The sequence below is a fragment of the Jiangella muralis genome (genome assembly GCF_001270745.1).
Taxonomy (GTDB): Bacteria; Actinomycetota; Actinomycetes; order Jiangellales; family Jiangellaceae; genus Jiangella; species Jiangella muralis.
This window is the reverse complement of record NZ_KQ434759.1, coordinates 70762-91056: the sequence shown is the minus strand read 5'-3', so window position 1 is coordinate 91056 and position 20295 is coordinate 70762. Positions and strand designations below refer to the sequence as shown.

At 74.6% G+C, this 20295-nt stretch carries 13 protein-coding genes; 3 read left to right on the top strand and 10 right to left on the bottom strand.

Translation table 11 applies throughout. The features are described from left to right. Positions 1–332: 332 nt before the first annotated feature. From ACW62_RS16775 to ACW62_RS16755, 5 genes are all read right to left on the bottom strand, one after another. Positions 333–3548, bottom strand: coding sequence for an NHL domain-containing protein (locus ACW62_RS16775; protein WP_053205262.1), 3216 nt, complete (start codon positions 3546–3548; stop codon positions 333–335). Between the two features lie 49 nt (positions 3549–3597). Then, complete coding sequence (locus tag ACW62_RS16770; RefSeq protein ID WP_053205261.1) at positions 3598–4068, bottom strand: hypothetical protein; 471 nt, start codon at positions 4066–4068, stop codon at positions 3598–3600. Then, a complete protein-coding gene (locus tag ACW62_RS16765) occupies positions 4065–7295 on the bottom strand; it encodes an NHL domain-containing protein (protein WP_157574808.1) in 3231 nt (1076 codons plus the stop codon). Before ACW62_RS16765 ends, ACW62_RS16770 begins: the two co-directional genes overlap by 4 nt. Positions 7296–7380: 85 nt before the next feature. After that, positions 7381–8358 (bottom strand): hypothetical protein, encoded by a 978-nt coding sequence (locus tag ACW62_RS16760; RefSeq protein WP_053205259.1) that lies wholly within the window; start codon positions 8356–8358, stop codon positions 7381–7383. Positions 8359–8427: 69 nt separating this feature from the next. Continuing rightward, positions 8428–9630 (bottom strand): homogentisate 1,2-dioxygenase, encoded by a 1203-nt coding sequence (locus tag ACW62_RS16755; protein WP_053205258.1) that lies wholly within the window; start codon positions 9628–9630, stop codon positions 8428–8430. Positions 9631–9739: 109 nt separating this feature from the next. On the opposite strand from ACW62_RS16755, the gene ACW62_RS16750 reads away from it, so the two are divergent. Next, entirely contained in the window at positions 9740–10567 is an 828-nt protein-coding gene (locus ACW62_RS16750; protein ID WP_083459847.1) for a hypothetical protein, read from the top strand. Then, a complete protein-coding gene (gene fahA, locus ACW62_RS16745; RefSeq protein WP_083459846.1) occupies positions 10564–11742 on the top strand; it encodes a fumarylacetoacetase in 1179 nt (392 codons plus the stop codon). The genes ACW62_RS16750 and fahA overlap by 4 nt, the downstream gene beginning before the upstream one ends. 22 nt (positions 11743–11764) lie before the next feature. On the opposite strand, the gene ACW62_RS16740 is transcribed toward fahA, so the two are convergent. The 4 genes from ACW62_RS16740 to ACW62_RS16725 all read right to left on the bottom strand — a co-directional run bounded on the left by ACW62_RS16740 (position 11765) and on the right by ACW62_RS16725 (position 15653). After that, positions 11765–12724 carry a type IV toxin-antitoxin system AbiEi family antitoxin domain-containing protein gene (locus tag ACW62_RS16740; protein ID WP_053205256.1) on the bottom strand — a complete coding sequence of 320 codons (960 nt, stop codon included), beginning with the start codon at positions 12722–12724 and terminating at the stop codon, positions 11765–11767. A gap of 116 nt (positions 12725–12840) precedes the next feature. Further along, positions 12841–13773 (bottom strand): cation diffusion facilitator family transporter, encoded by a 933-nt coding sequence (locus ACW62_RS16735; RefSeq protein ID WP_053205255.1) that lies wholly within the window; start codon positions 13771–13773, stop codon positions 12841–12843. Beyond that, positions 13773–14207, bottom strand: a complete 435-nt coding sequence (locus ACW62_RS16730) for an ArsR/SmtB family transcription factor (protein WP_083459845.1) — start codon at positions 14205–14207, stop codon at positions 13773–13775. Before ACW62_RS16730 ends, ACW62_RS16735 begins: the two co-directional genes overlap by 1 nt. Before the next feature lie 33 nt (positions 14208–14240). Next, positions 14241–15653 (bottom strand): M1 family metallopeptidase, encoded by a 1413-nt coding sequence (locus ACW62_RS16725; protein WP_053205254.1) that lies wholly within the window; start codon positions 15651–15653, stop codon positions 14241–14243. A gap of 103 nt (positions 15654–15756) precedes the next feature. Between ACW62_RS16725 and ACW62_RS16720 the strand changes: the two genes are divergently transcribed. After that, positions 15757–17952, top strand: coding sequence for a preprotein translocase subunit SecA (locus tag ACW62_RS16720; protein WP_083459844.1), 2196 nt, complete (start codon positions 15757–15759; stop codon positions 17950–17952). On the opposite strand, the gene ACW62_RS16715 is transcribed toward ACW62_RS16720, so the two are convergent. After that, positions 17949–20237 carry an NB-ARC domain-containing protein gene (locus ACW62_RS16715; protein ID WP_053205252.1) on the bottom strand — a complete coding sequence of 763 codons (2289 nt, stop codon included), beginning with the start codon at positions 20235–20237 and terminating at the stop codon, positions 17949–17951. The two genes, ACW62_RS16720 and ACW62_RS16715, sit on opposite strands and share 4 nt — an antisense overlap. Positions 20238–20295 lie beyond the last annotated feature (58 nt).

The window sequence follows — 20295 nt, the reverse complement described above, 5'->3', positions numbered from 1 at the left end:
GCCGCAACACCGGATGAGCGTCGTCGGCGGTGGTTGTGCGGTGCTTTCGCGGGTGAGGTGCTCCCGGCGCGCGTGAAGTGGGGGGTGGCGTGCCCAGACTCCCCCCGTCCCCCTGATAGGTGCCCGTTCTTGGCCGCGGGACCGCGGGTCAAGCGGCCCCGCAGCCGCGCGAAGCGCCCCCCGGGTCCGCTTGAGGCGCGGTCACGCGGCTGAGAAAATGGGCAGCAGGGGGACGACCAACGGCACGGAACCCGGCGCACGGCAGCAAAGCGGTGAACGTCGCCAAAGCGGCTGCTTGCGACACGGGGACCATGACGACGGGACCGCACAGCTCACGCGAGCGGGCTGTCGAGGGCCGACCGCTCCCGTCGTCTGCGGACCACCAGCACGGCCGCGCCGGCCAGCAGCACCACGGCCGCGGCGCCGAGGCCGGCCCGGAACCACGGGAACCCGTCGGTGACGTCGCCCGGACGGATCAGCGCGAACACCTGCCCGAAGGTGCTCTCCACGACGTAGACGTCGCCGCCGGGGCCGAGCGCCAGCGCGCCCGGGGCGAGCCGCTCCTCCGACAGGTCCGGAGGCCACAGCGCGGTCGTGATGGTCCCGTCGGGTGCGATCCGGCGCACTCCGTTCGGGGTCTGGACGAACACGTTGTCCGCGGCGTCGACGACGATGTCGCCGGGGACGGCGAGCTGCGTCTCCGTGGCCGGGCCGCCGTCGCCGCTGTCGTCCTCGTCATACAGGTCCTCGCCGTTGCCGCCGATCGTCCGCGCGTCCTCGCCCGGCGCGGCCGCGTACACCAGGTGGGCTTCGGCGTCCGTGACGTAGACGGTCCCGTCGCCGCCCACGGCCAGCCCGGCCGGCACGGCGAACCGCACGTCGGCGTACCCGGGCACCCCCGCGATGGTGCCGTCGGCGCGGATCTCGTACACCCCCATGCGGAGGTTGTCGAGCACGAACACCGTGCCCTCGGGGCCGACGGCGATGTCGCGCGGCGTCAGCGACTGCGCCGTCGCGAGGGTGCCGTCGACGATCGGCGCGTCGTCCCCCGGGCGGCCTCCGGCGACGACGACGCTGCGCCCGTCGGGGTACACCCGGGCGACCGTCTGCCCGAGGATCGCGTACAGCTCGCCGCCCGGGCCGGCCGCCAACTGCCCGGCCTGGGCGAGGTCCGCCGTGCCGCCGGCCACCAGGTCGGTGAGGGTGCCGTCCTGGGCGGTGCGCAGCCGCAGGGCGTGCGGCTCGGCGATCGTCAGCGTCCCGTCCGGGCCGACGGCGATGCTCATGCCCGGCGACAGCTCCGCCTCGTCGACCGGTTCGTCCGGGCTTTCGGCCTCGTGGAAGTCGGCCAGCGTCTCGATGCCGCCGTCGGCGCCGATCCGCCGGACGAGGTCGGCGCTCAGGCTCGCGACGACGACCTCGCCGCCGGGACCGACGTCGATGCCGGTGGGCTCGCCCAGGCCGGCCTCGGCCGCCGGTCCGCCGTCGCCTCCCGCGTCCACCGACCCGGTGCCGGCCACCGTCGTGATGACGCCGTCGGCGGCGACGTGCCGGACCCGGCCGTTGAAGGTGTCGGCGACGTAGAGGCTGCCGTCAGGCGCGACGGCGAGATCGGACGGCGTGTTCAGCTCCGCCTCGGTGGCCGGGCCGCCGTCGCCGGAGAAGCCGCCCTCGTCCTGGCCGAAGTAGCTGTCGCCGATCAGCGGGACGAGCACGCCGTCGGGCCGGATCATCCGCACGTACGGACGGCCGCTCTCGATGAGGTAGAGGTTGCCCGCCGCGTCGATGTCGATCGCGGTGGGCTCCCAGAGGCTGGCCTCGACGGCGGGCTCGCCGTCGGCGTCGTCCGACCACAGCTCGCCGCCGCCGGCCACCCGCGTGAGCAGGCCGTCCGCGCCGACCCGGCAGACCACGCCGAGGTCGCGGTCGGCCAGGTAGACGGTGCCGTCCGGCGCGGCGACGACGTCGACCGGGTACATGAGCACGGCCTCGGTGGCCGGTTCGCCGTCGCAGGCCGGGACGGTCTCGCCGTCGTCGGGCCGGCCAGCACCCACGATCGTCTCGATGCGCCCGTCGGCGCCGATGCGGCGGATCCTGGCGTTGCCGGCGTCGGCGACGTACACGTTGCCCGCGGCGTCGACGTCCAGGCCGTCCGGGCCGGACAGCTGGGCGGCGGTGGCCGGGCCGCCGTCACCGCCGAAGCCGCCCTCGCCGGTCCCGGCCAGGATGGACACGGCGCCGTCGGCGTCGACCCGGTGGATGACGTGGCCCCTGGTGTCGGCCACGTAACTGACGCCGTCGGGGCCGGTCGCGACCGTCGCCGGGCCGACCGCCGGGTCACGCGGGTACGCGGTCTCGGTCTGTGCGTCGGCACCGCCGCGCGCCCCCGCCACGGGCACGAGGTCGCCCGGGTCGGCGTCCGGCCAGGACGGCCCGGCCGGCTCCACCGGCTCGGCGGCCGGCGCCGGCGCACCCGGGTCGCTCACCCGGAAGATCCGGTTCGCCAGGCCGTAGTAGAGCGTGCCGTCGCGGCCGATCACGATGTCCCGGGCGTCGGCCGGCAGCGGCGCCACGGTCGTGATCAGGTCGTCCTCGGCGCTGAGCATCCGCAGCCGGCCGTTGCCCGGGTCGGTGATGTAGAGGTTGTCGTCGGCGTCGACGGCCAGATGCCGGCCACCGGTGAGCGCGGCGTCGCCCGCGGGCTCGTCCCCGCCGGTCGCGGCGATGTCCTCGCCGGAGATGACGTGCAGGTTCCCGGCCGGGTCGATCTCGTACACCGAGCCGTCCATCTCGATGGTGAAGAACACGCTGCCCGTGGAGTCGACCGCGACGCTGGTCGGGCCGTAGGTGTTCACGCTCGAGCCCGGCTGGCCCTCGGCCGAGGCCGGGGGGTCCTCGCCGCCGCCGGCGATCGTCGTGATCATCCCGTGCGGGCCGATGCGGCGGATCCGGTTGTTCGCGGTGTCGGCGACGTAGAGCATGCCGTTGGCGTCGACCGTGATGTCCGCGGGGTCGCGGAGGTACGCGTCGATCGCGTCGCCACCGGGGTCGACGCCGTCCGGTGGCTGCTCGTTGCCGGCGCCGCCGATCACCGTGACGGTGCCGTCGGGGGCGACCTGGCGGATGTCCTGGCTCCCGGCGACGTAGACGCTGCCGTCGGGCCCGATGGCGGTCGCGAAGGGCGAGTTGCGGGGGCTGTAGGTGCCCAGGCCGGGTACCTCCAGGCCGTCGGTCTCCGGCGAGCGCCGGGCCAGCGAGCCGGGCAGGGTGTCGATGCCACCGTCGGGCGTGACCACCCGCACCCGGCCGTTGTAGCGGTCGGCGACGTAAAGGGTGCCGTCGGGCCCGGCGGCGAACCGGAGCTCGTCGTTCAGGCGGGCGTCCACCGCCGGGCCGCCGTCGCCGGAGTAGCCCCGTTCCCCCGTGCCGGCGATCACGACCGGCAGGCCGGGGATCTCCTCCTCCGGCGGTGTCTCGCCGGCGGCCGGGACGGCGGCCAGCAGGCCGCCGGTGAGCAGGAGGGCAGGTAGCAACGCCCGGTTGAGCACGGATCCCCCATCGGGTCGGTCGGATCGCCGGCGTCGGCCGGCGGGTCGGTCAGCGCAGGCCGGACGGCGTCCGTCCGCGGCTCCAGCGGGCGAAGTGCACCGCGTGCACGACGCCCAGGACCAGGGCGAAGGTCGCGACGGCCATCGACGAGAGGCCGTCCGGGCTGAGGTCGGGCGCGGGATCGCCGGTGCCGGGCTTGGTGACCAGCATGAGGATGATCAGCAGGCACACGACGGAGATGCCGACCGGCAGCCCGCCCGACCGCGGCCGGAACGTCGCCACCAGCGTCAGCGACATCAGGATCAGCGCCAGCATGATGCCGAGCACCGCCGGGTCGCCGTTGGTGTTGGCGGCGGTGTCCCAGAGGTTGCCGAACCGGCTGACGACGCCGCCGGTCTCCAGATCGACCTCGAGGTCGTCGAACATCGGCTTGAAGATCAGGCCGAGCCCGGCCACCGTCAGCGGGCCGTAGAGACGGGCGTACCCGTCGAACACCTTGCCGTCGTCGTCGCTGTTCATGCGGTCACAGGTCCTTCCGTCGTGGGGTCGGTGACTGGCGTAGCCGTTGCGCCGGCCGCGCGGCGGCGGCGCATCAGCACGACGACGGCCGCGGCGGCCACCAGCGCGCCCGCGCCGGCGCCGGCGATCCACCAGGGGAAGCCGCCGGAGATCTCATCGGGACGGACCAGCGCGATCACCTGGCGGGTCGTGCCGTCGACGGCGTAGAGGTCGCCGCCGGGGCCGGCCGCCAGGGCGGTGATCCAGCGATCCGTGTCGCCGTCCGGCTCGGCGTCGAGCACGGTGCTGATGGTGCCTTCGGCGTCGACCCGCCGGATGCCGACGAAGTCGGACACGTAGACGTTGCCGTCGGCGTCCGTCTCGACGTCGGACGGCGACTGCAGGATCGCGTCCACGGCCGGCCCGCCGTCGCCGGCGTCACCGTTGACGATGGTGCTCTCGCCGGTGCCCGCGAACACCTGGGCCGGTTCGCCCGACGCCGCGGCGTACACCAGGTTGGCGCCCTGGTCGTTGACGTAGACGGTGCCGTCGGGTCCGATGGCGAGCCCGGCGGGCAGCTCGAACGTGACGTCGTCGAACTCGGGCATCGCCTTGATCGCGCCGTCGCGGTCGATCCAGTAGACCCGCTGGGTCGCGAGGTCGAACAGGTGGACCCGGCCGTCCGGCCCGACGGCGACGTCGCCCGGGCGCACCGTCTGGCCCACCGCCTGGGCGTCCACCACCGCCGGCTGCTCCACGCGCCCGCCACCGGCGACGGTGACCCGCCGGCCGTCCGGATGCACCCGCACCACGGCGTCGGCCAGCGCGGCGTAGACCTCGCCGCCGGGCCCGGTGGCGATCCGGAGGAGGTTGCCCAGCGGCTGGCCCGCCGGGCCCACACCGACGAGGTCGGCGCCGTCGAGGCGGCGCAGCCGCTGCTGCTGCGGCTCGGCGACCAGCAGCGTGCCGTCGGGTGCGACGGCGATGGCCATGTGCGGGCTGAGCACCGCGGCATCGGCCGGCTCGGGCGACGTGCCGTCGTCGACGCTGAAGTCGGCGACGGTCTCGATGACGCCGTCGGTGCCGATGCGCCGGACGTGGTCCTCTCGGGTGCCGGCGACGACCAGGGCGCCGTCGGGTGCGACGTCGACGGTGATCGGCTCGCTCAGGCCCGCCTCGGCGGCCGGTCCGCCGTCGCCGGAATCCGCCCGGGCGCCGGTGCCCGCGACCGTCTCGATGACGCCGTCGGGGCCGACCCGGCGGACGCGGTTGTTGAAGGCGTCGGCGATGTAGACGCCGTCCGGACCGGCGACGACGTCGCCCGGCGTGTTCAGCTCGGCCGCCACGGCCGGCCCGCCGTCGCCGGCGAAGCCGCCCTCGTCCAGGCCGAAGCGGCTGTCGCCGGCGAACGTGACGAGCGTGCCGTCGGGCCGGACCATGCGCACGTACGGCCGGCCGTCCTCGACGAGGTAGACGTTGCCGCCGGCGTCGACGTCGATCGCACCGGGCTCCCAGAGACCGGCCTCGAGCGCCGGCCGGCCGTCGGCGTCCTCCGCCGACAGGTCGCCGCCGCCGGCCACCCGGGTGAGCAGGCCGTCGGGGCCGACGCGGCAGATCAGGGCGCGGGCGGAGAGGGACAGGTAGAGGGCGCCGTCCGGGCCGATCGCGACGTCCGACGGCGGGCCGAGGACCGCCTCGGCCGCGGGCTCGCCCACGCAGACGGGCGGCGGCTCGTCGCCGGAGTCCGCCCCGGTGCCGGCGACGGTGGTGATGACGCCGTCGGCGCCGACCCGGCGGACCACGCCCGCGACGGAGTCGGCGATGTACAGGGTGCCGTCGGCGTCGACGGTGACACCCACCGGGGTGTCCAACTGTGCCTCGCCGGCCGGCCCGTCGTCGCCGCTGCTGCCGGCCTCGCCGGTGCCCGCCGCGACGCTGACCTCGCCGTCGGCGCCGACGCGGTGGACCACGTGCTGCGACGGGTCGGCGACGTAGGTGACGCCGTCCGGTCCGGTGGCGACGGACAGCGGGCCGAGGTACGGGTCGGGCTGTGGCGCCGGCGGCACCACGTCCTCGGGGCTCGTCGCCGCGCCCGCCACCGTGACGACGTCGCCGGGATCGCGATCCGGCCACGACGACCCGGCCGGCGTCATGGGGTCAGCCGGCTCGTCGATGCCCTGTGGGAGCCGCCACACCGTGGTCCCGTTGGTGTAGTAGACCGTGCCGTCCGGGCCGACCGTGATGTCGTCCGCGCTGGTCGGCAGCGCACCCGCGACCTCGATCATGCCGTCGCGCAGCACCCGCAGCCGGCCGTTGGCGGCGTCGGTGATGTACAGGTCCTCGCCGCCCGGTCCCACCGCCAGCTGCCGGCCACCGACATCGGTGTCGCCGAGCAGGTCCTCGCGCCGGTCGAGGACCGCGAGGTCGTCGCCTTCGATGACGCCGAGCACGCCGTCGGGGCCGACCTCGTAGACGTCGGGGCTCATCACGAGGGTGAAGTAGACCGTGCCGGTGACGTCGACGGCGACGCTGTACGGCGAGTACAGCTCGGCCTGGGTGGCCGGGCCGTCCAGGGCCTCGTCGAGCGGCGTCTCGCCGCCGCCGGCGATGGTGGTGATGACGCCGTCGGCGCCGATGCGGCGGATCCGGCCGTTGCCGCTGTCGGCCACGATGACGTCACCGGCCGCGTCGACGGCGATGTCCTCGGGCGAGCGGATGCGCGCGTCGGCGGCCCGTCCGCCGTCGGCGTCGCCGTTCTCGATGTCGTCCTCGCCGGCGCCGGCCAGCACGGTGACGGCGCCGTCGGGCCCGATGCGGCGCACGTCCAGGTCGCCGGCCACGTAGATGCTGCCGTCGGAACCGACGGCGCTGGCGATCGGCGGGCCCGGCGCCGCGCCGTCCGCCGGGTCGTCGACCTCGTCGTACTCGGACTCGGGCGGGTCCAGGGCGCGGGTGCCCGGGACGGTGTCGATGACGCCGTCGCCGTCGACGGACCGCAGCCGGCCGTTCGACCGGTCGGCGATGTAGAGCGTGCCGTCGGGAGCGGTGGACAGCCGCAGGTGATGGTTGAGCCGCGCGTCGACCGCCGGCCCGCCGTCGCCGGAGTAGCCCTGATCGCCGGTGCCGGCGACGCGGACGACCTCACCGGGCAGCGGCCCGGGCGGCAGCGGCGACGGCTCCCCCGCCGGCGTCGCCGCCGCCGCCCCGGTCGCGAGCAGCAGCCCGGGCAGCAGCATCCTGTACAACAACGACGTCCCCCTCCGGTGGATCACGTACCGCCGGAGATCGTGGCAGGGCCCGCTTTCTTCTGACTTTCACCCGGCTGTCAGCCGGTCAGTCGCGCGGGCTGAGCTCCATCTGCACCTCGGACTGCTGTTCCAGGTTCTGCCCGTCGGCCGAGATCACGGTCGACGTGGTGATGTCGCTGTTGCCGGAGATGGCGACCGGGAAGGTCAGCCGGCCGGCGGTGGTGCCGCTGCCGGAGCCGGTCAGCTCTTCCAGCTCGGCGCTGGCGCCGCCCATCTCGAGCGGCCCCGGCTGCCCCTGCTGGGAGATCTCGGCCGTCATCTCGTAGGCGTCGCCGTCGAACGAGGTCAGGGTGTAGCCGTAGACGTTGCAGAAGGTGCCGCCGAGAAGGTCGGCGCTGGTGGCGACGTCCCAGGTGGCGCCGACGCCGACCGGCTCGGTGGGCAGCGGGACGGTGAGGCTGGCCAGCTGCGTCTCGAACTGCTCGAGCAGCGGGGCGAGCGAGGGGTCGAGGCCCTCGGTGTCGTACCCGCCGTCGATGAACGCGCCGCTGCGGGTGGACGTGACCGTGGCGGTGAGGCCGACCATGGAGTCGAGCAGGCCCTGCGCGGTGGGGTCGCCGCCCTCGATCTCGGCGCTGTCGTAGACGACCGTCATGGTGATCTCGTCGTCGGTGACGTCCTCGACGGTGATGACCATGCCCATGGTCATCGGCGGCACCGGCGCGGCCGGCAGCTCCTCGCCGTCGACGGTGCTGCTGCTGGCCATCGTCATGGTCATGGTGGTGGCGGCGGAGTCGCCGGCCGTGGGCGTGAGCTCCATCAGCGCGCGCGGCTCGTCGCCGGCGTCGGTGACGACCGCCTCCGGCGGGCCGTCGGCGCAGGCGACGTCGGCCACCGGCTCGTCCTCGCCCTCGCCTTCGCCCTCGCTCTCGGGCTCGGTCTGGTCGGACGCGGCCGCGGACGGCGCCGCGGTCTCCTCCGAGCCGCCGCCGGAGTCGTCGCCGCAGCCGGCGAGGACGAGCAGGGCAGCGGCCAGCGGCAGACAGCCGGTGATGCGGCGCACAGGGAACTCCTCAGAACGGTTCAGGGTGGGATCGCCCGCACTCTAGCCGCTTGCACCGACAACCAGGCGTCACCCCGTCGGGCCGCGCCCACTCCAGCTCCACGCGTACGCGCCGTCGTCGCTCTGCTGCCCCGCCTCGCCGATCTCCAGCGGCCGGAAGGTGTCGACCATGACGGCCAGCTCGTCGAAGTAGTCCTTGCCCAGCGCCCGCTCGATGGCGGCCGGCTGCGGGCCGTGCGAGTGGCCGCCGGGGTGCAGCGTGATCGAGCCCTGGCCGATGCCGGAGCCCTTGCGCGCCTCGTAGTCGCCGCCGCAGTAGAACATGACCTCGTCGGAGTCGACGTTGGAATGGAAGTACGGCACCGGCACGGCCAGCGGGTGGTAGTCGACCTTGCGCGGGACGAAGTTGCAGATGACGAAGTTGTAGCCCTCGAAGACCTGGTGCACGGGCGGCGGCTGGTGGATGCGCCCGGTGATCGGCTCGAAGTCGTCGACGTTGAAGGTGTACGGGTACAGGCAGCCGTCCCAGCCGACCACGTCGAACGGGTGCGTCGGGTAGGTGACGATGCTGCCGACCAGGCCGGACGGCCCGTGCCCGCGGTGCTTCGTGTACACGTCGACGTCCTCGCCCACCGTCACGAACGGCTCGGCCGGGGCCGTCAGGTCGCGCTCGCAGTACGGCGCGTGCTCGAGGAACTGGCCGAACCGCGACAGGTACCGCTTCGGCGGGGTGATGTGCGAGTTCGCCTCGACGACGTACGCGCGCAGCGGCTCGTCGCCGGTCGGGACCCAGCGGTGCACCGTGGCCCGCGGGATGATCGCGTAGTCGCCCTTGCGCACCCGCAGCAGGCCGAACATCGTCTCCAGCGTGGCCTCGCCGTCCTCGACGTAGACGCACTCGTCGCCGATGGCGTTGCGGTAGAGCGGCGACGACTCGCCGGCCGCGACGTAGGCGATGCGGACGTCGCCGTTGCCGAGCAGCAGCCGCCGGCCGGTGACCACGTCGAACGCCTTCCAGTCCTTGCCCGGGAAGAGGTCGTGCGGCTTGAGGTGCATGGGCTTGAGCGGGTGGTTGGCGACGGTGCGGGCGTCGGGCAGCTCCCAGATGCGGGAGTCGACGATGGCCGACGGGACGCCCTCGTGGTACAGCAGCGACGAGTCGGAGGAGAACCCCTCCTCGCCCATCAGCTCCTCGTAGTAGAGACCGCCGTCGGGCTTGCGGAACTGGGTGTGCCGCTTGGGCGGGACCTGGCCGACGCTGCGGTAGAACATCTCCGTCACCTTCTCGGCAATTGTTCGGATATCGGACGCGCTTGCCCGTATATCGACCAGGGTCGAGGATGGGTCGGATGAGTGTCAAGGGAAAGGAACCAGGCGTGCGATGACGATTCCCCCGATGTTCGAGCGGCTGATCGACGACGCGGCCGTGTTCCCGCCCGGCTCGCTGCCGCTGCCGGAGGCCGTGCCGGCACACCTGGCGCACCGGTCGGCGTGGTACGCCGCGCTGGTCGGGCCGCTGCTGTGCCCGGCGTCCGCGCTGGAGTCGCTGGCCGGGCTGGCGCGTGGGCTGCCCGCGCCGCTGGAGGTGGCGGTCGTCGTCGACACCGGGACGGCCGGCGTGCTGGCCGCCGCCGACACCGTCGCGCAGCACCCCGGCCTGGTGCTGCGCGGCGTCGAGGTGCCGCTACGCGGGTCGCCGCTGGGCGAGAACGCGCGCCGCACGGTGGCCGCGCTCGACGCCGCGCTGGGCGGGCCCGCCGATGACGAGCCGGCCTACGTCGAGGTGCCGCGCGAGCCGGGCTGGGAGGCCGCCCTGGACGTCCTCGCCGACGCCGGGTATCGCGCCAAGCTGCGCACCGGCGGGCCGTCCGCCGACGCCGTCCCGTCCGACGACGAGGTGGCGGCGTTCGTCGTCGCGTGCCTGGACCGCGGCATCCCGTTCAAGTTCACCGCCGGGCTGCACCACGCCGTGCGCCGTCCGTCCGAGCACGGGTTCCTCAACCTGCTGCTGGCGGTGGGGCGGGCGGTGGAGGGCGCGCCGGCCGCGGAGGTCGCGGCGGCGCTGTCCCTGGAGGACGGCGCGGCGCTGGCGGCCGAGGTCGGGACGCTGGATCCCGCGTCGGTGCGCCGCTGGTTCGCGTCGTACGGGTCGTGCAGCATCGACGAGCCGCTGGCCGAGCTGGGCGAGCTCGGGCTGGTGGCGCCGTGACCTGGCTGCCGCTGGGCGACGACGACCCGTTCGACGCGTGGACGCTGCCGTACGGCGTGTTCTCGGTGGCCGGGGCGTCGCCGCGGGTGGGCGTCGCCGTCGGCTCGTGGGTGCTCGACCTCACGCCGCTGGCCGGCGCGGAGCTGTTCGACCACCCCACGCTCAACCCGTTCCTGGCCGCCGGGCGGCCGGTCTGGGACGCCGTGCGCGCGCGGCTGCTGGAGCTGGTCACCGACCCGCGGCACCGCGACCTCGTCGAGCCGCATCTCGTGCCGGCGGCCGACGTGCGGCTGGGGCTGCCGTTCGACGTCGCCGACTACGTCGACTTCTACGCCTCGCAGACGCACGCCGAGAACGTCGGCCGGCTGTTCCGGCCGGACAACCCGGCGCTGCCGGCGGCCTGGCGGCAACTGCCGATCGGCTATCACGGCCGCGCCGGCACCGTCGTCGTCTCCGGCACGCCGGTGGTGCGGCCGTCCGGGCTGCGCCGGGCCGGCGACGCCGTCGAATTCGGTCCGTCGCTGCGGCTGGACATCGAGGCCGAGGCGGGCTTCGTCGTCGGGACGCCGTCGGCGCTCGGGTCGCGGGTGCCGGTCGGTGCGTTCGAGGACCACGTGTTCGGCATGGTGCTGGTCAACGACTGGTCGGCGCGCGACATCCAGGCGTTCGAGTACGTCCCGCTCGGCCCGTTCCTGGGCAAGTCGTTCGCCACGTCGGCGTCGCCGTGGGTGGTGCCGCTGGCCGCGCTGGCGCACGCCCGGGTGGCGCCGCCTTTGCGGTCGCCGGCCGTCGCCCCCTACCTGCGCGACGCCGAGCCGTGGGGCCTGGACGTGTCGTTCTCGGTGTCGTGGAACGGGACGGTGGTCTCGCGGCCGCCGCTGCGCTCGCTGTACTGGACGCCGGCGCAGATGCTGGCCCACATGACCGTCAACGGCGCCTCCGTCCGCACCGGCGACCTCTACGCGAGCGGGACGGTGAGCGGCGTCCGGCCCGACTGCGGCTCGTTCCTCGAACTGACGTGGAACGGCACCGAGCCCGTCACGCTGGCCGACGGCTCAACCCGCGCGTTCCTGGAGGACGGCGACACCGTCACCATCCGCGCCACAGCCCCCGGCCCGGACGGGTCGCGCCAGCGGCTCGGAGCGGTCACCGGCACCGTCCACCCCTCCCCATGATCATCAAAGAAACGGGGCGTGATCACCCCACATTTCTTGGATGGAACAGGGTGGCGCGGCAGCCGGGTCGGCAGGAGCGGACGGTGCCGGTCCAGCCGCGAGCGGTGAGAACGCGGGCCTGCTCGGCTGCGACGCCGCAGGGGTCACCGAACACGTCGGCGTGGCCGTAGCGCAGCGTGGCGTGGCCGTCGACGGTGGCGTGATTGTCGCGGTGGTGGTCGCGGAAGCGGCCTTCGCCGGTGTGGCCGAGGCGTCCGTCGAGTTCGACCCGGAGGTGGTAGGGCTCGTAGTCGACGTCGATCCAGATCACGCGCTGCCCGGCGATGCGTTGTTGGCGGTGGCCGGTGGGCAGGCCGTGGGCGCGTTCGACCCGGCGCAGGTGGCGCAGCTCCAGCGGCGACTGGGCTCCGGACGCGACGTCGGCGAGCATGGCCTCGGTCATGGGTCGCCAGCGGATCTTCTTCCGCCGCCCGAGCGCGTCGGCGAGCCGTTCGGGGGTGGTGAGGCGGCGCTGGCAGGCCGCCGTCACCCAGCCCTCGGCCTCACGCGAATGCGGCGCGACGTCCACCAGATCGAGCACGGTCTCGTCGACCCGCGTGCGTGGTGGGGTCGCGGCGGGATGACGGGTGCGGGGAAGCCGATGCGCGTAGTGAACGCGCACGCCGTCGATCTTGCCGCCGACGTATCTGTCGGCCGGCACGGTCACGTGGATGACCGGGCCCGGCTCGTCGCACAGGCCGTCGAGGTAGGCGGCGGTGCGGTGACTGGCCACGGCGCCCGCACCTGCGCGCAGGACCGCCGCCCACACCTGCGCCTCGAACGGCAGCGGCCCGGTGAAGGTCACGAACGTGTGCGCGTGGACGCGCCGCCAGCGGCCGGACTCGACCAACCACCTGATCCTGTCGACCGTCAGCCCCGCGGCCAGCGCCTGTGCACGGCTGACGACACCGCACTGCGCCGCCAGAAGGTCGTCGAGGCCCACGCGGGCCAGCCTGCGTGAGCCGGCGCCGTCGCGCCAATCGGGCCTGTGGACAAACCAGGTCGAGCAAGAATTGGGGCGTGATCACGCCCCAATTCTTTGATGATCATGGGACGGGGTCAGGCGTGGCCGGCGTGCTCGTGCTCGACGTGGCCCAGGGGCTCGATCTGGAACGTGCTGTGCTCGATGTCGAAGTGGCCGGCCAGGCACTCGTGCAGCCCGTCGAGGACGGAGTCGGCGCCGCAGCCGGGCTCGGCGGAGTCGGTGATGACGACGTGCGCGGACAGCACCGGGACGCCGCTGGTGATCGTCCAGGCATGCAGGTCGTGCACGTCGACGACGCCGGGGAGTTCCATGATGTGGCGGCGGACGTCCTTCAGGTCGACGCCCTTGGGGGTGGCTTCGAGGAGGACGTCGAACACCTCCCGCAGCAGTATCCAGGCGCGCGGCAAGATCAGCACGCCGATCAGCATCGACGCCAGCGCGTCGGCGCGGACCCAGCCGGTCGCCATGATCACGATGGCCGCGCTGACGACGGCCAGCGAGCCCAGGGTGTCGCCCATGACCTCGAGGTACGCGCCGCGCACGTTCAGGCTCTCGCGCTGGCCGGAACGCAGCAGGAACAGCGCGACGACGTTCGCCAGCAGGCCGATGACGGCGACCACCAGCATGATGCCGGTCTCGATCTCGGCCGGGTCGCCGAGCCGCCGGACGCCGCCGACGATGGCCAGCACCCCGATGACGCCGACGACGACGCCGTTGGTCAGCGCCGCCAGGATCTCCGCCCGCTGCCAGCCGAACGTCCGCGCGGTGTTCGCCGGCTTGGCCGCGATGGCCGTGGCCAGCAGCGCCAGCGTGACGCCGAGACCGTCGGCCAGCATGTGACCGGCGTCGGCCAGCAGCGCCAGCGACCCGGAGAGGTACGCGCCGCCGAGCTGCACCAGCATCACGACGCCGATGAGCACCAGCACCAGTTGCATCCGGCGCCGGTACGCGTACGACGCGGTGGCGCCCTGCGGCAGGCCGTGGCCGTGACCGTGCCCGGCGCCCATCAGTGCACCTGTCCCGGCCGGGTGGCGGGCGCGGCGGCGTCGGGCCGGGCCCGGTGCCCGGCCTCGGGGGCGTGCGCGACGGCGTCGTCGTGCGGCAGGTGTCCGGCGCCGACGCCGTCGGGGCAGAGCCGGGCGGGCGAGCCGGTCGCCGCGAGGACGTCCTCGGCGGCGGTCAGCAGCGCCCACAGCTCGGGCCGGACCAGCGCGTAGTAGGTGGACCGGCCGTGCGGGTGCGGCTCGACCAGCCCGGCGTTGCGCAGGCAGGACAGGTGGCCGGAGACCGTCGACTGGGCCAGGCCCAGCTCACCGGTGAGGTCGACCACCCGCCGCTCGCCGTGGCCCAGTAGCCGCACGATCTCCAGCCGCGCGGGGTCGGCGAGGCTGTGGAACAGCTGCACCGCCGCCGCGTCGACAGACACCCGATTCATCGCCATGCGACGATGATAGCGCGTCCTGCCGATGAACGGTCAGGAGATCGCCGGCTTCCCCGCCGTCCACACCCAGACGTCGAAGAACTCCTCCAGGTCCTGGCCGGACACCTCTTCGGCCAGCGCCTGGAAGTCGTCCGTCGTCGCGGCCGAGTCCCGGTACCGGGCCGGCCACTCCCGCGACAGCGCGCCGAACGCGTCGGCGCCGATCTCCTGCCGCAACGCGTACAGCGTCGCCGCGCCCCGGTCGTAGACAGCGCTCGCGAACAGTCCGAGCGGGCCTGGGTCGGCGACGACGGTCTGCCAGAACGCGTTGGACTCCGGCCGCGCCATCACCGCGGCGAACCGCTGGGCGGCGGTGGTCCCGCCGTCGTGCTCGGCCCACAGCCAGCTCGCGTACGTCGCCCAGCCCTCGTTCAGCCAGATGTGCTGCCAGCGCGCCGGGCTGACCGAGTTGCCCATCCACTGGTGCGCCAGCTCGTGCGCCACCGTGCCCTCCGACGCGCTCCGGGAGTAGATCGGCCGGGTCTGCGTCTCCAGCGCGTAGCCGACAGTGTCGTCGTCGACGATCGCGCCGTAGGACGAGAACGGGTACGGGCCGAAGTGCGTCTCGAACAGCGCGATCATCTCGGCGGTCTGCGCGAGCCCGGCCGACGCGGCGGGCGCGAGGTCGCGGTCGATCGCGTCGATCAGCGGCAGCCCGCCCGGCGTCGTCGTCTGCCGCAGCTCGTAGTTGCCGACGGACGCCGTCACCAGGTAGCTGGCCATCGGCTCGCGCGCGGACCACTCCCAGGTCGTCCACCCGCCGACGGTGTCGGAGCCGACGAGATCGCCGTTGCCGACCGCGACCAGCCCTTCCGGCACCGTCACGGCGACGTCGTAGGTGGCCTTGTCGGTCGGGTGGTCGCTGACCGGGTACCACGTCATCGACCCGTCCGGCTCGCTGGCCACCATCGCGCCGTCGCGGGTCGTCACCCAGCCGTACAACGCGTCCTCGATGTCGGTCGGCCGCCCGGTCGCGCCGCCGTAGGTCACGACGACGTCGACCGCCTTGCCGCGCGGCAGGATCGTCTTCGGCGTGACGACCAGTTCGTCGCCCTCGCGGGTGAACACCGCCGGCCGGTCCCGCACCACGACGGACTCCACGTCCATCCCACGCAGGTCCAGGTTGAAGCTGGTCAGGTGCCGCGTCGGCACGATCGTCACGGTCGCGACGGCGTCCAGCCGGCCGGTCAGCGGCGCGGGCGCGGCGTCCGGCGGCTGGTAGCGCAGGTCGAGGTCGTAGTGCACGGCGTCGTAGCCGCCGTTCCCGGCGAACGGGAAGTAGGCGTCGCCCGCGCCGGACTCGCCCGGCGACGGGCGGGAGGACTGCGCGCTCGCGGGGAGGACGGCACCCGCCAGCAGCGCCACGGCAGCCACCGCGACGGCTCCGGACCTGACACGAGATCTCATCGAGGACGCTCCCAGGCGAGTAGGCGACGGTGTGATCACCGCAGCCTGCCGGAGATCCGGACAAAAGGGAACGCCCCGATCGGACGACATAGGCTGACGTCTCGTGGGTGTTCGCGCGCGTCTCGCGGGTTTTCTCGGTGTCCGGCCGCTGGCCCCGGACGCGGCCGGCCAACGGACGGTGCGCCGTGCTGGGCAGGCCGAGCCCGCGCTGGCCGACGTCCCCACCGGCGAGCTGAGCCGGCGGCTGCGCGCCGACGTCGACCCGGCCGACGGCCTCGCCCTCGTCCGCGAGCTGGGCCGGCGCACGCTCGGCGAACGGGCGCACGACAACCAGCTGCTCGCCGTGCTCGGGCTGCTCGCCGGGCGCATCGTGCAGCTCGACACCGGCGAGGGCAAGACGCTGGCCGGCGCGCTCGCGGCCACCCTGTCCAGCGCCCGCGGCCGGCACGTCACGGTGCTGGCCGCCAACGATTACCTGGCCCGCCGCGACGCCGAGTGGATGCGGCCTCTGTACGACGCGGCCGGCGTCGGGGTGGCCTGGGTCGACGCGACGTCGACGCCGGACGAGCGGCGCGCGGCCTACGCCGCCGACGTCGTGTACGTGGCGGCGAACGAGCTGGGCTTCGACACCCTGCGCGACCGCCTGGTCCACGACGAGGCCGAGCGGGTGCGCGACCGCCGCGAGGTCGTCATCGTCGACGAAGCCGACTCCGTGCTCGTCGACCAGGCCCGGTTGCCGCTCGTCCTCGCCGGCGCCGTCGACGACGCCGAGGCGGACACCGCGATGGCGGAGCTGGTCACGTCGATGGAGTCGGACACGCACTACGCGGTGAGCGCCGACGGCTACGGGATCGCATTCACCCCCGCGGGCGAGGAGCTGATCGAGCGGACCTTCGGCGTCGACCTCTACTCCGAGGCCGACGGCGGGCGCACCCTCACACTGGCCAACCTCGCCGTCCACGCCGAGGCACTACTGACCCGCGACGTCGACTACCTCGTCCGCGACGGCGCCGTCCAGCTGGTCGACGCCGCCAAGGGCCGGGTCGCGCACCTGCAGCGCTGGCCGGACGGCCTGCAGGCCGCCGTCGAGGCGAAGGAGGGGCTGCCGCCGAGCCAGGCCGGCGAGGTCCTCGACTCCGTCACGGCGGCCGAGCTGGTGGAGGAGTTCGGCCTGCTGAGCGGCATGACCGGCACCGCGGCGTCGGCGGTGGAACAGTTCGACCGGATGTACGCCCGCCGCGTCGAGGTGATCCCGCCGGACCTGCCGTGCGTCCGCGTCGACGAGCCGCTCGCCCTCTACGCCACCCGGGCCGACAAGCTGCGGGCGATCGTCGGCCGCATCGCCGCCGCGCACGCGTCCGGCCGGCCCGTCCTCGCCGGCACGCCCAGCGTCGCCGACAGCGAGGAGCTGGCCGCGCTGCTCGCTGACGCCGACGTCCCGTGCGTCGTGCTGAACGCGAAGAACGACGAGGCCGAGGCCGCGGTGATCGCCGAGGCCGGGCGCCGCGGCGCCGTCACCGTCTCCACCCAGCTGGCCGGCCGCGGCGTCGACATCAGGCTGGGCGGCAGCGCCGAGAGCCACGACGAGATCGCCGCGCTGGGCGGGCTGCTGGTCATCGGGACGGAGCTCAACGTGGCAGCGCGGCTGGACGACCAGCTGCGCGGGCGGGCCGGGCGCCAAGGCGACCCCGGCGGCTCGGCGTTCTTCGCCAGCCTGGAGGACGACCTCGTCGCGCGGCACGCCCGCCTGCGCGCCTCGTCCGACGCCGACGGCCGCATCGCCGCTGCCGGCGCCCGCTCGCAGGCCGAGCACGCGCAACGCGTCGCCGAGGGCATCGCGCTGCGGATCTACGCCAACACCCACTCCTACGCCGTCGTGCCCCGCCGCCAGCGCGAGCACGTCCTCGCCCGCCGCGAGGAGTTGCTCGCCCGGCCCGAGCCCGAGCGCGGCGTGCGGCTGTTCTTCCTGGACCGCGCGTGGGCCGACCACCTCGCCCACCTGGCGCAGGTGCGCGACGCCACGCCCCTGCGGTCGCTGTCCGGCAAGGCGCCGGTGGTGGAGTTCAACGCCGAGGCCGTCCGCGCCTTCGAGCCGCTGCTCCAGGCCGCCGAGGACGACGCCGACGCGTTCCTGGCCGCCCACCCCGACCTCACCGACGCCGCCGGCCTCGGCCTCGGCCGCCCGTCGGCCACCTGGACCTACGTCGTCCGCGACGACCCGTTCGGCTCGCCGCTGGACCGCCTGCTGCGCGGCGTCGCCGGGCGCGTGCTCGGCCGCCCCGGCGGCGACGCCCCCTAGTCGTCGTCCAGCGCGCGCAGCCGCTCCCGCACGTCGTCGACGTCCGCGGGATCGAGCGGGTTGCCGGTGACCGGATCGACGTACGACGGCCCGAGCTCCTCGTAGCGGGCCAGCGACCGGGTCAGGTGCTCGCGCGCGAGGTCCGCCGCGCCCCGATCGGCCTCCAGCCGCGCCAGCGCAGCCAGGCCCCTGGCCTCCGCCCACCGGTCGCCGGCCACCCGGACGCTGCGCAGCCCGGCCCGCAGGGACGACGCCGCCGCCTCGCTGTCGCCGCGGTCGGCCTGTGTGGCGGCGAGAGCGAGCAGCATCCGGCCCGCGCTCCGCTCGTCGCCGGCCTCCCGCAGCTCGGCGATCTGCCGCCGCAACAGCGCGGTGAACTGCGGGTAGACGACGTCGCGTTCCAGGAGCCGGCCGAACCGGTCGGCGCCGTCCGGCACCGCGTAGTTGAGCAGCGCGGCGCAGTTCAGGGCGGCGCTCGTGTGGCCGATCAGGCCCAGCAGACGGCTGCCTTCCTCGGCCAGCCGGACGCCGGCGGTGTGCAGCCGGACCGCGTCCTCGGTGAGCGCGCTCGCATCGTCCAGGCCCAGCCGGTGGGCCAGCCGGGCGTTCCGCTCGGCCCGGGCCGCCTCGTCCGGCGGGTCGCTCAGCACCACCAGCGCCCCGACGACGGCGCCGCGGGCGGCGATCGCGACGTTCTCGTCTTCGTCGGCCAGCCGGTCCCAGGCCTGCCCCTGCTCCTCGACCTCGGCGAGGTAGCCGTCGAGCAGCCGGTGGAACGTGCGGTAGTGCTCGTCCCACGGATCGTCGCCGTTGAGCCCGTCGGCGAACGACCGGACGAGGTCGTGCGGCCGCCAGCGCGACGGCCCGGCGGGCAGCAGCAGCTCGGCCCGCGCCAGCCGCCGCAGCAGCCCGACCGCGTCGTCCTCGGGACGATCGAGCAGCAGGGCGGCGGCGAACGGCGTCAGGGCCGGGCCGTCCCACGACGCCAGCCAGCGGAACGCGGGCCGGAGCTCGTCGTCGAGCCGCTCGTACGACGCCCGCAGCCGCGCCGTCATCGGGTCCAGCTCGGTGGCCGACGCGCTGGACAGCGCCGCGGCCACCTCGGCGGCGTCGGCGTCGGGCTCGTTGCGGAAGATCCCGGCCGCCAGCCGGAGCGCCAGCGGCCAGCCACCGCACAGCGCCAGGATGCGCGCCGTCGCCTCCTCGTCGTCCAGGCGCCCGGGACCGGCCAGCCGGCGCAGCAGCTCGGCGGCGTCGGCCCCGGCCAGCGCGCCCAGCCCTGACACCGCGGCCCCGGCCAGGTGCCCCAGCCGCTCGCGGCTGGTCACCACGACCGCGCAGCCCGGCTGATCCGGCAGCAGGTGCCGCACCTGGACCTCGTCACGGGCGTTGTCGAGGACGACCAGGACCCGGCGCCCGGCCAGCCAGCCGCGCCAGGCCGGCAGCAGTCGCTCCACCCCGCCGTCGTCGGGCACCGGGACGCCGGCCAGACTCAGCAGGTGCGCGAGCACGGGACCGACGCCCAGCGGCTCCATGCCGTCGGTCCAGCCGAGCAGATCGACCAGCAGCACGCCGTCGGGGTAGTGCGCGACGACCTCGGGATGCCGGCCCACCTGGGCGGCCAGCGCGCTCTTCCCGATGCCCGGTGGGCCGTGGATCGTCAGCACCGGCACGACGCCGGGCGGCGGCGCGATGAGCCGGGCGGTCAGCTCGGTCAGCTCGGCGGAGCGCCCGGTGAAGGTGTCGACGGCGCCGACGCCGGCCGGCGGGGGCGGCACCGGCGGGACCGGCCGCACCAGTGAGACGAGTGCGTCCTGCTGCTCGCTCGTGCGCTCCAGCCGGAGGATGGTGTCCAGCGGCTGCAGCGGCCCGCCGCCCGCCGCGTCGGCCCTGATGCCGGCCCGGACCAGCGCGTAGAGCAATTCGCGCAGGTGCTCCGGATCGATGCCGAGACCGGCGAGCGGGCTCTGGTCCGACGGCGGCACCGGGTGCGTCAGCGGGGCCACCCAGTCACCCACCAGCCGGCGCAGCGTCGCCTCGCTGACCTCCGGCCGCCCGTACCGCGGCCGGTCCGGCGGGTCGTCGCCGAGCCGGTTGCGCAGTGCCGCCAGGAACCCGTCCCGGTGGTCCGGCGCGGCCAGGGCGGCGAGTTCGGGCGCGTCCAGGGCCGCCTTGACGACCGTCCGCAGCGCCCGCACCTCCGGTGGGTCGCGGATCGCGCGGACCGCGCGGCGCCCGGCGGTGAGACCGAGTTCCTGGGCGAGGAAGAGGACCAGACCATCCACGTAGCGGCACCCTTCGCCGTCCGGGCTGAGTCGGCGATATCCTCCCCGATCGCGGGGC

Bases quoted from the DNA above. Each gene is read 5' to 3' on its own strand.
- ACW62_RS16730 (WP_083459845.1), bottom strand. From the start codon at position 14,207: ATGGCGATGAATCGGGTGTCTGTCGACGCGGCGGCGGTGCAGCTGTTC.
- ACW62_RS16750 (WP_083459847.1), top strand. From the start codon at position 9,740: ATGACGATTCCCCCGATGTTCGAGCGGCTGATCGACGACGCGGCCGTG.
- ACW62_RS16755 (WP_053205258.1), bottom strand. From the start codon at position 9,630: ATGTTCTACCGCAGCGTCGGCCAGGTCCCGCCCAAGCGGCACACCCAG.
- ACW62_RS16770 (WP_053205261.1), bottom strand. From the start codon at position 4,068: ATGAACAGCGACGACGACGGCAAGGTGTTCGACGGGTACGCCCGTCTC.
- ACW62_RS16725 (WP_053205254.1), bottom strand. From the start codon at position 15,653: ATGAGATCTCGTGTCAGGTCCGGAGCCGTCGCGGTGGCTGCCGTGGCG.
- ACW62_RS16735 (WP_053205255.1), bottom strand. From the start codon at position 13,773: ATGGGCGCCGGGCACGGTCACGGCCACGGCCTGCCGCAGGGCGCCACC.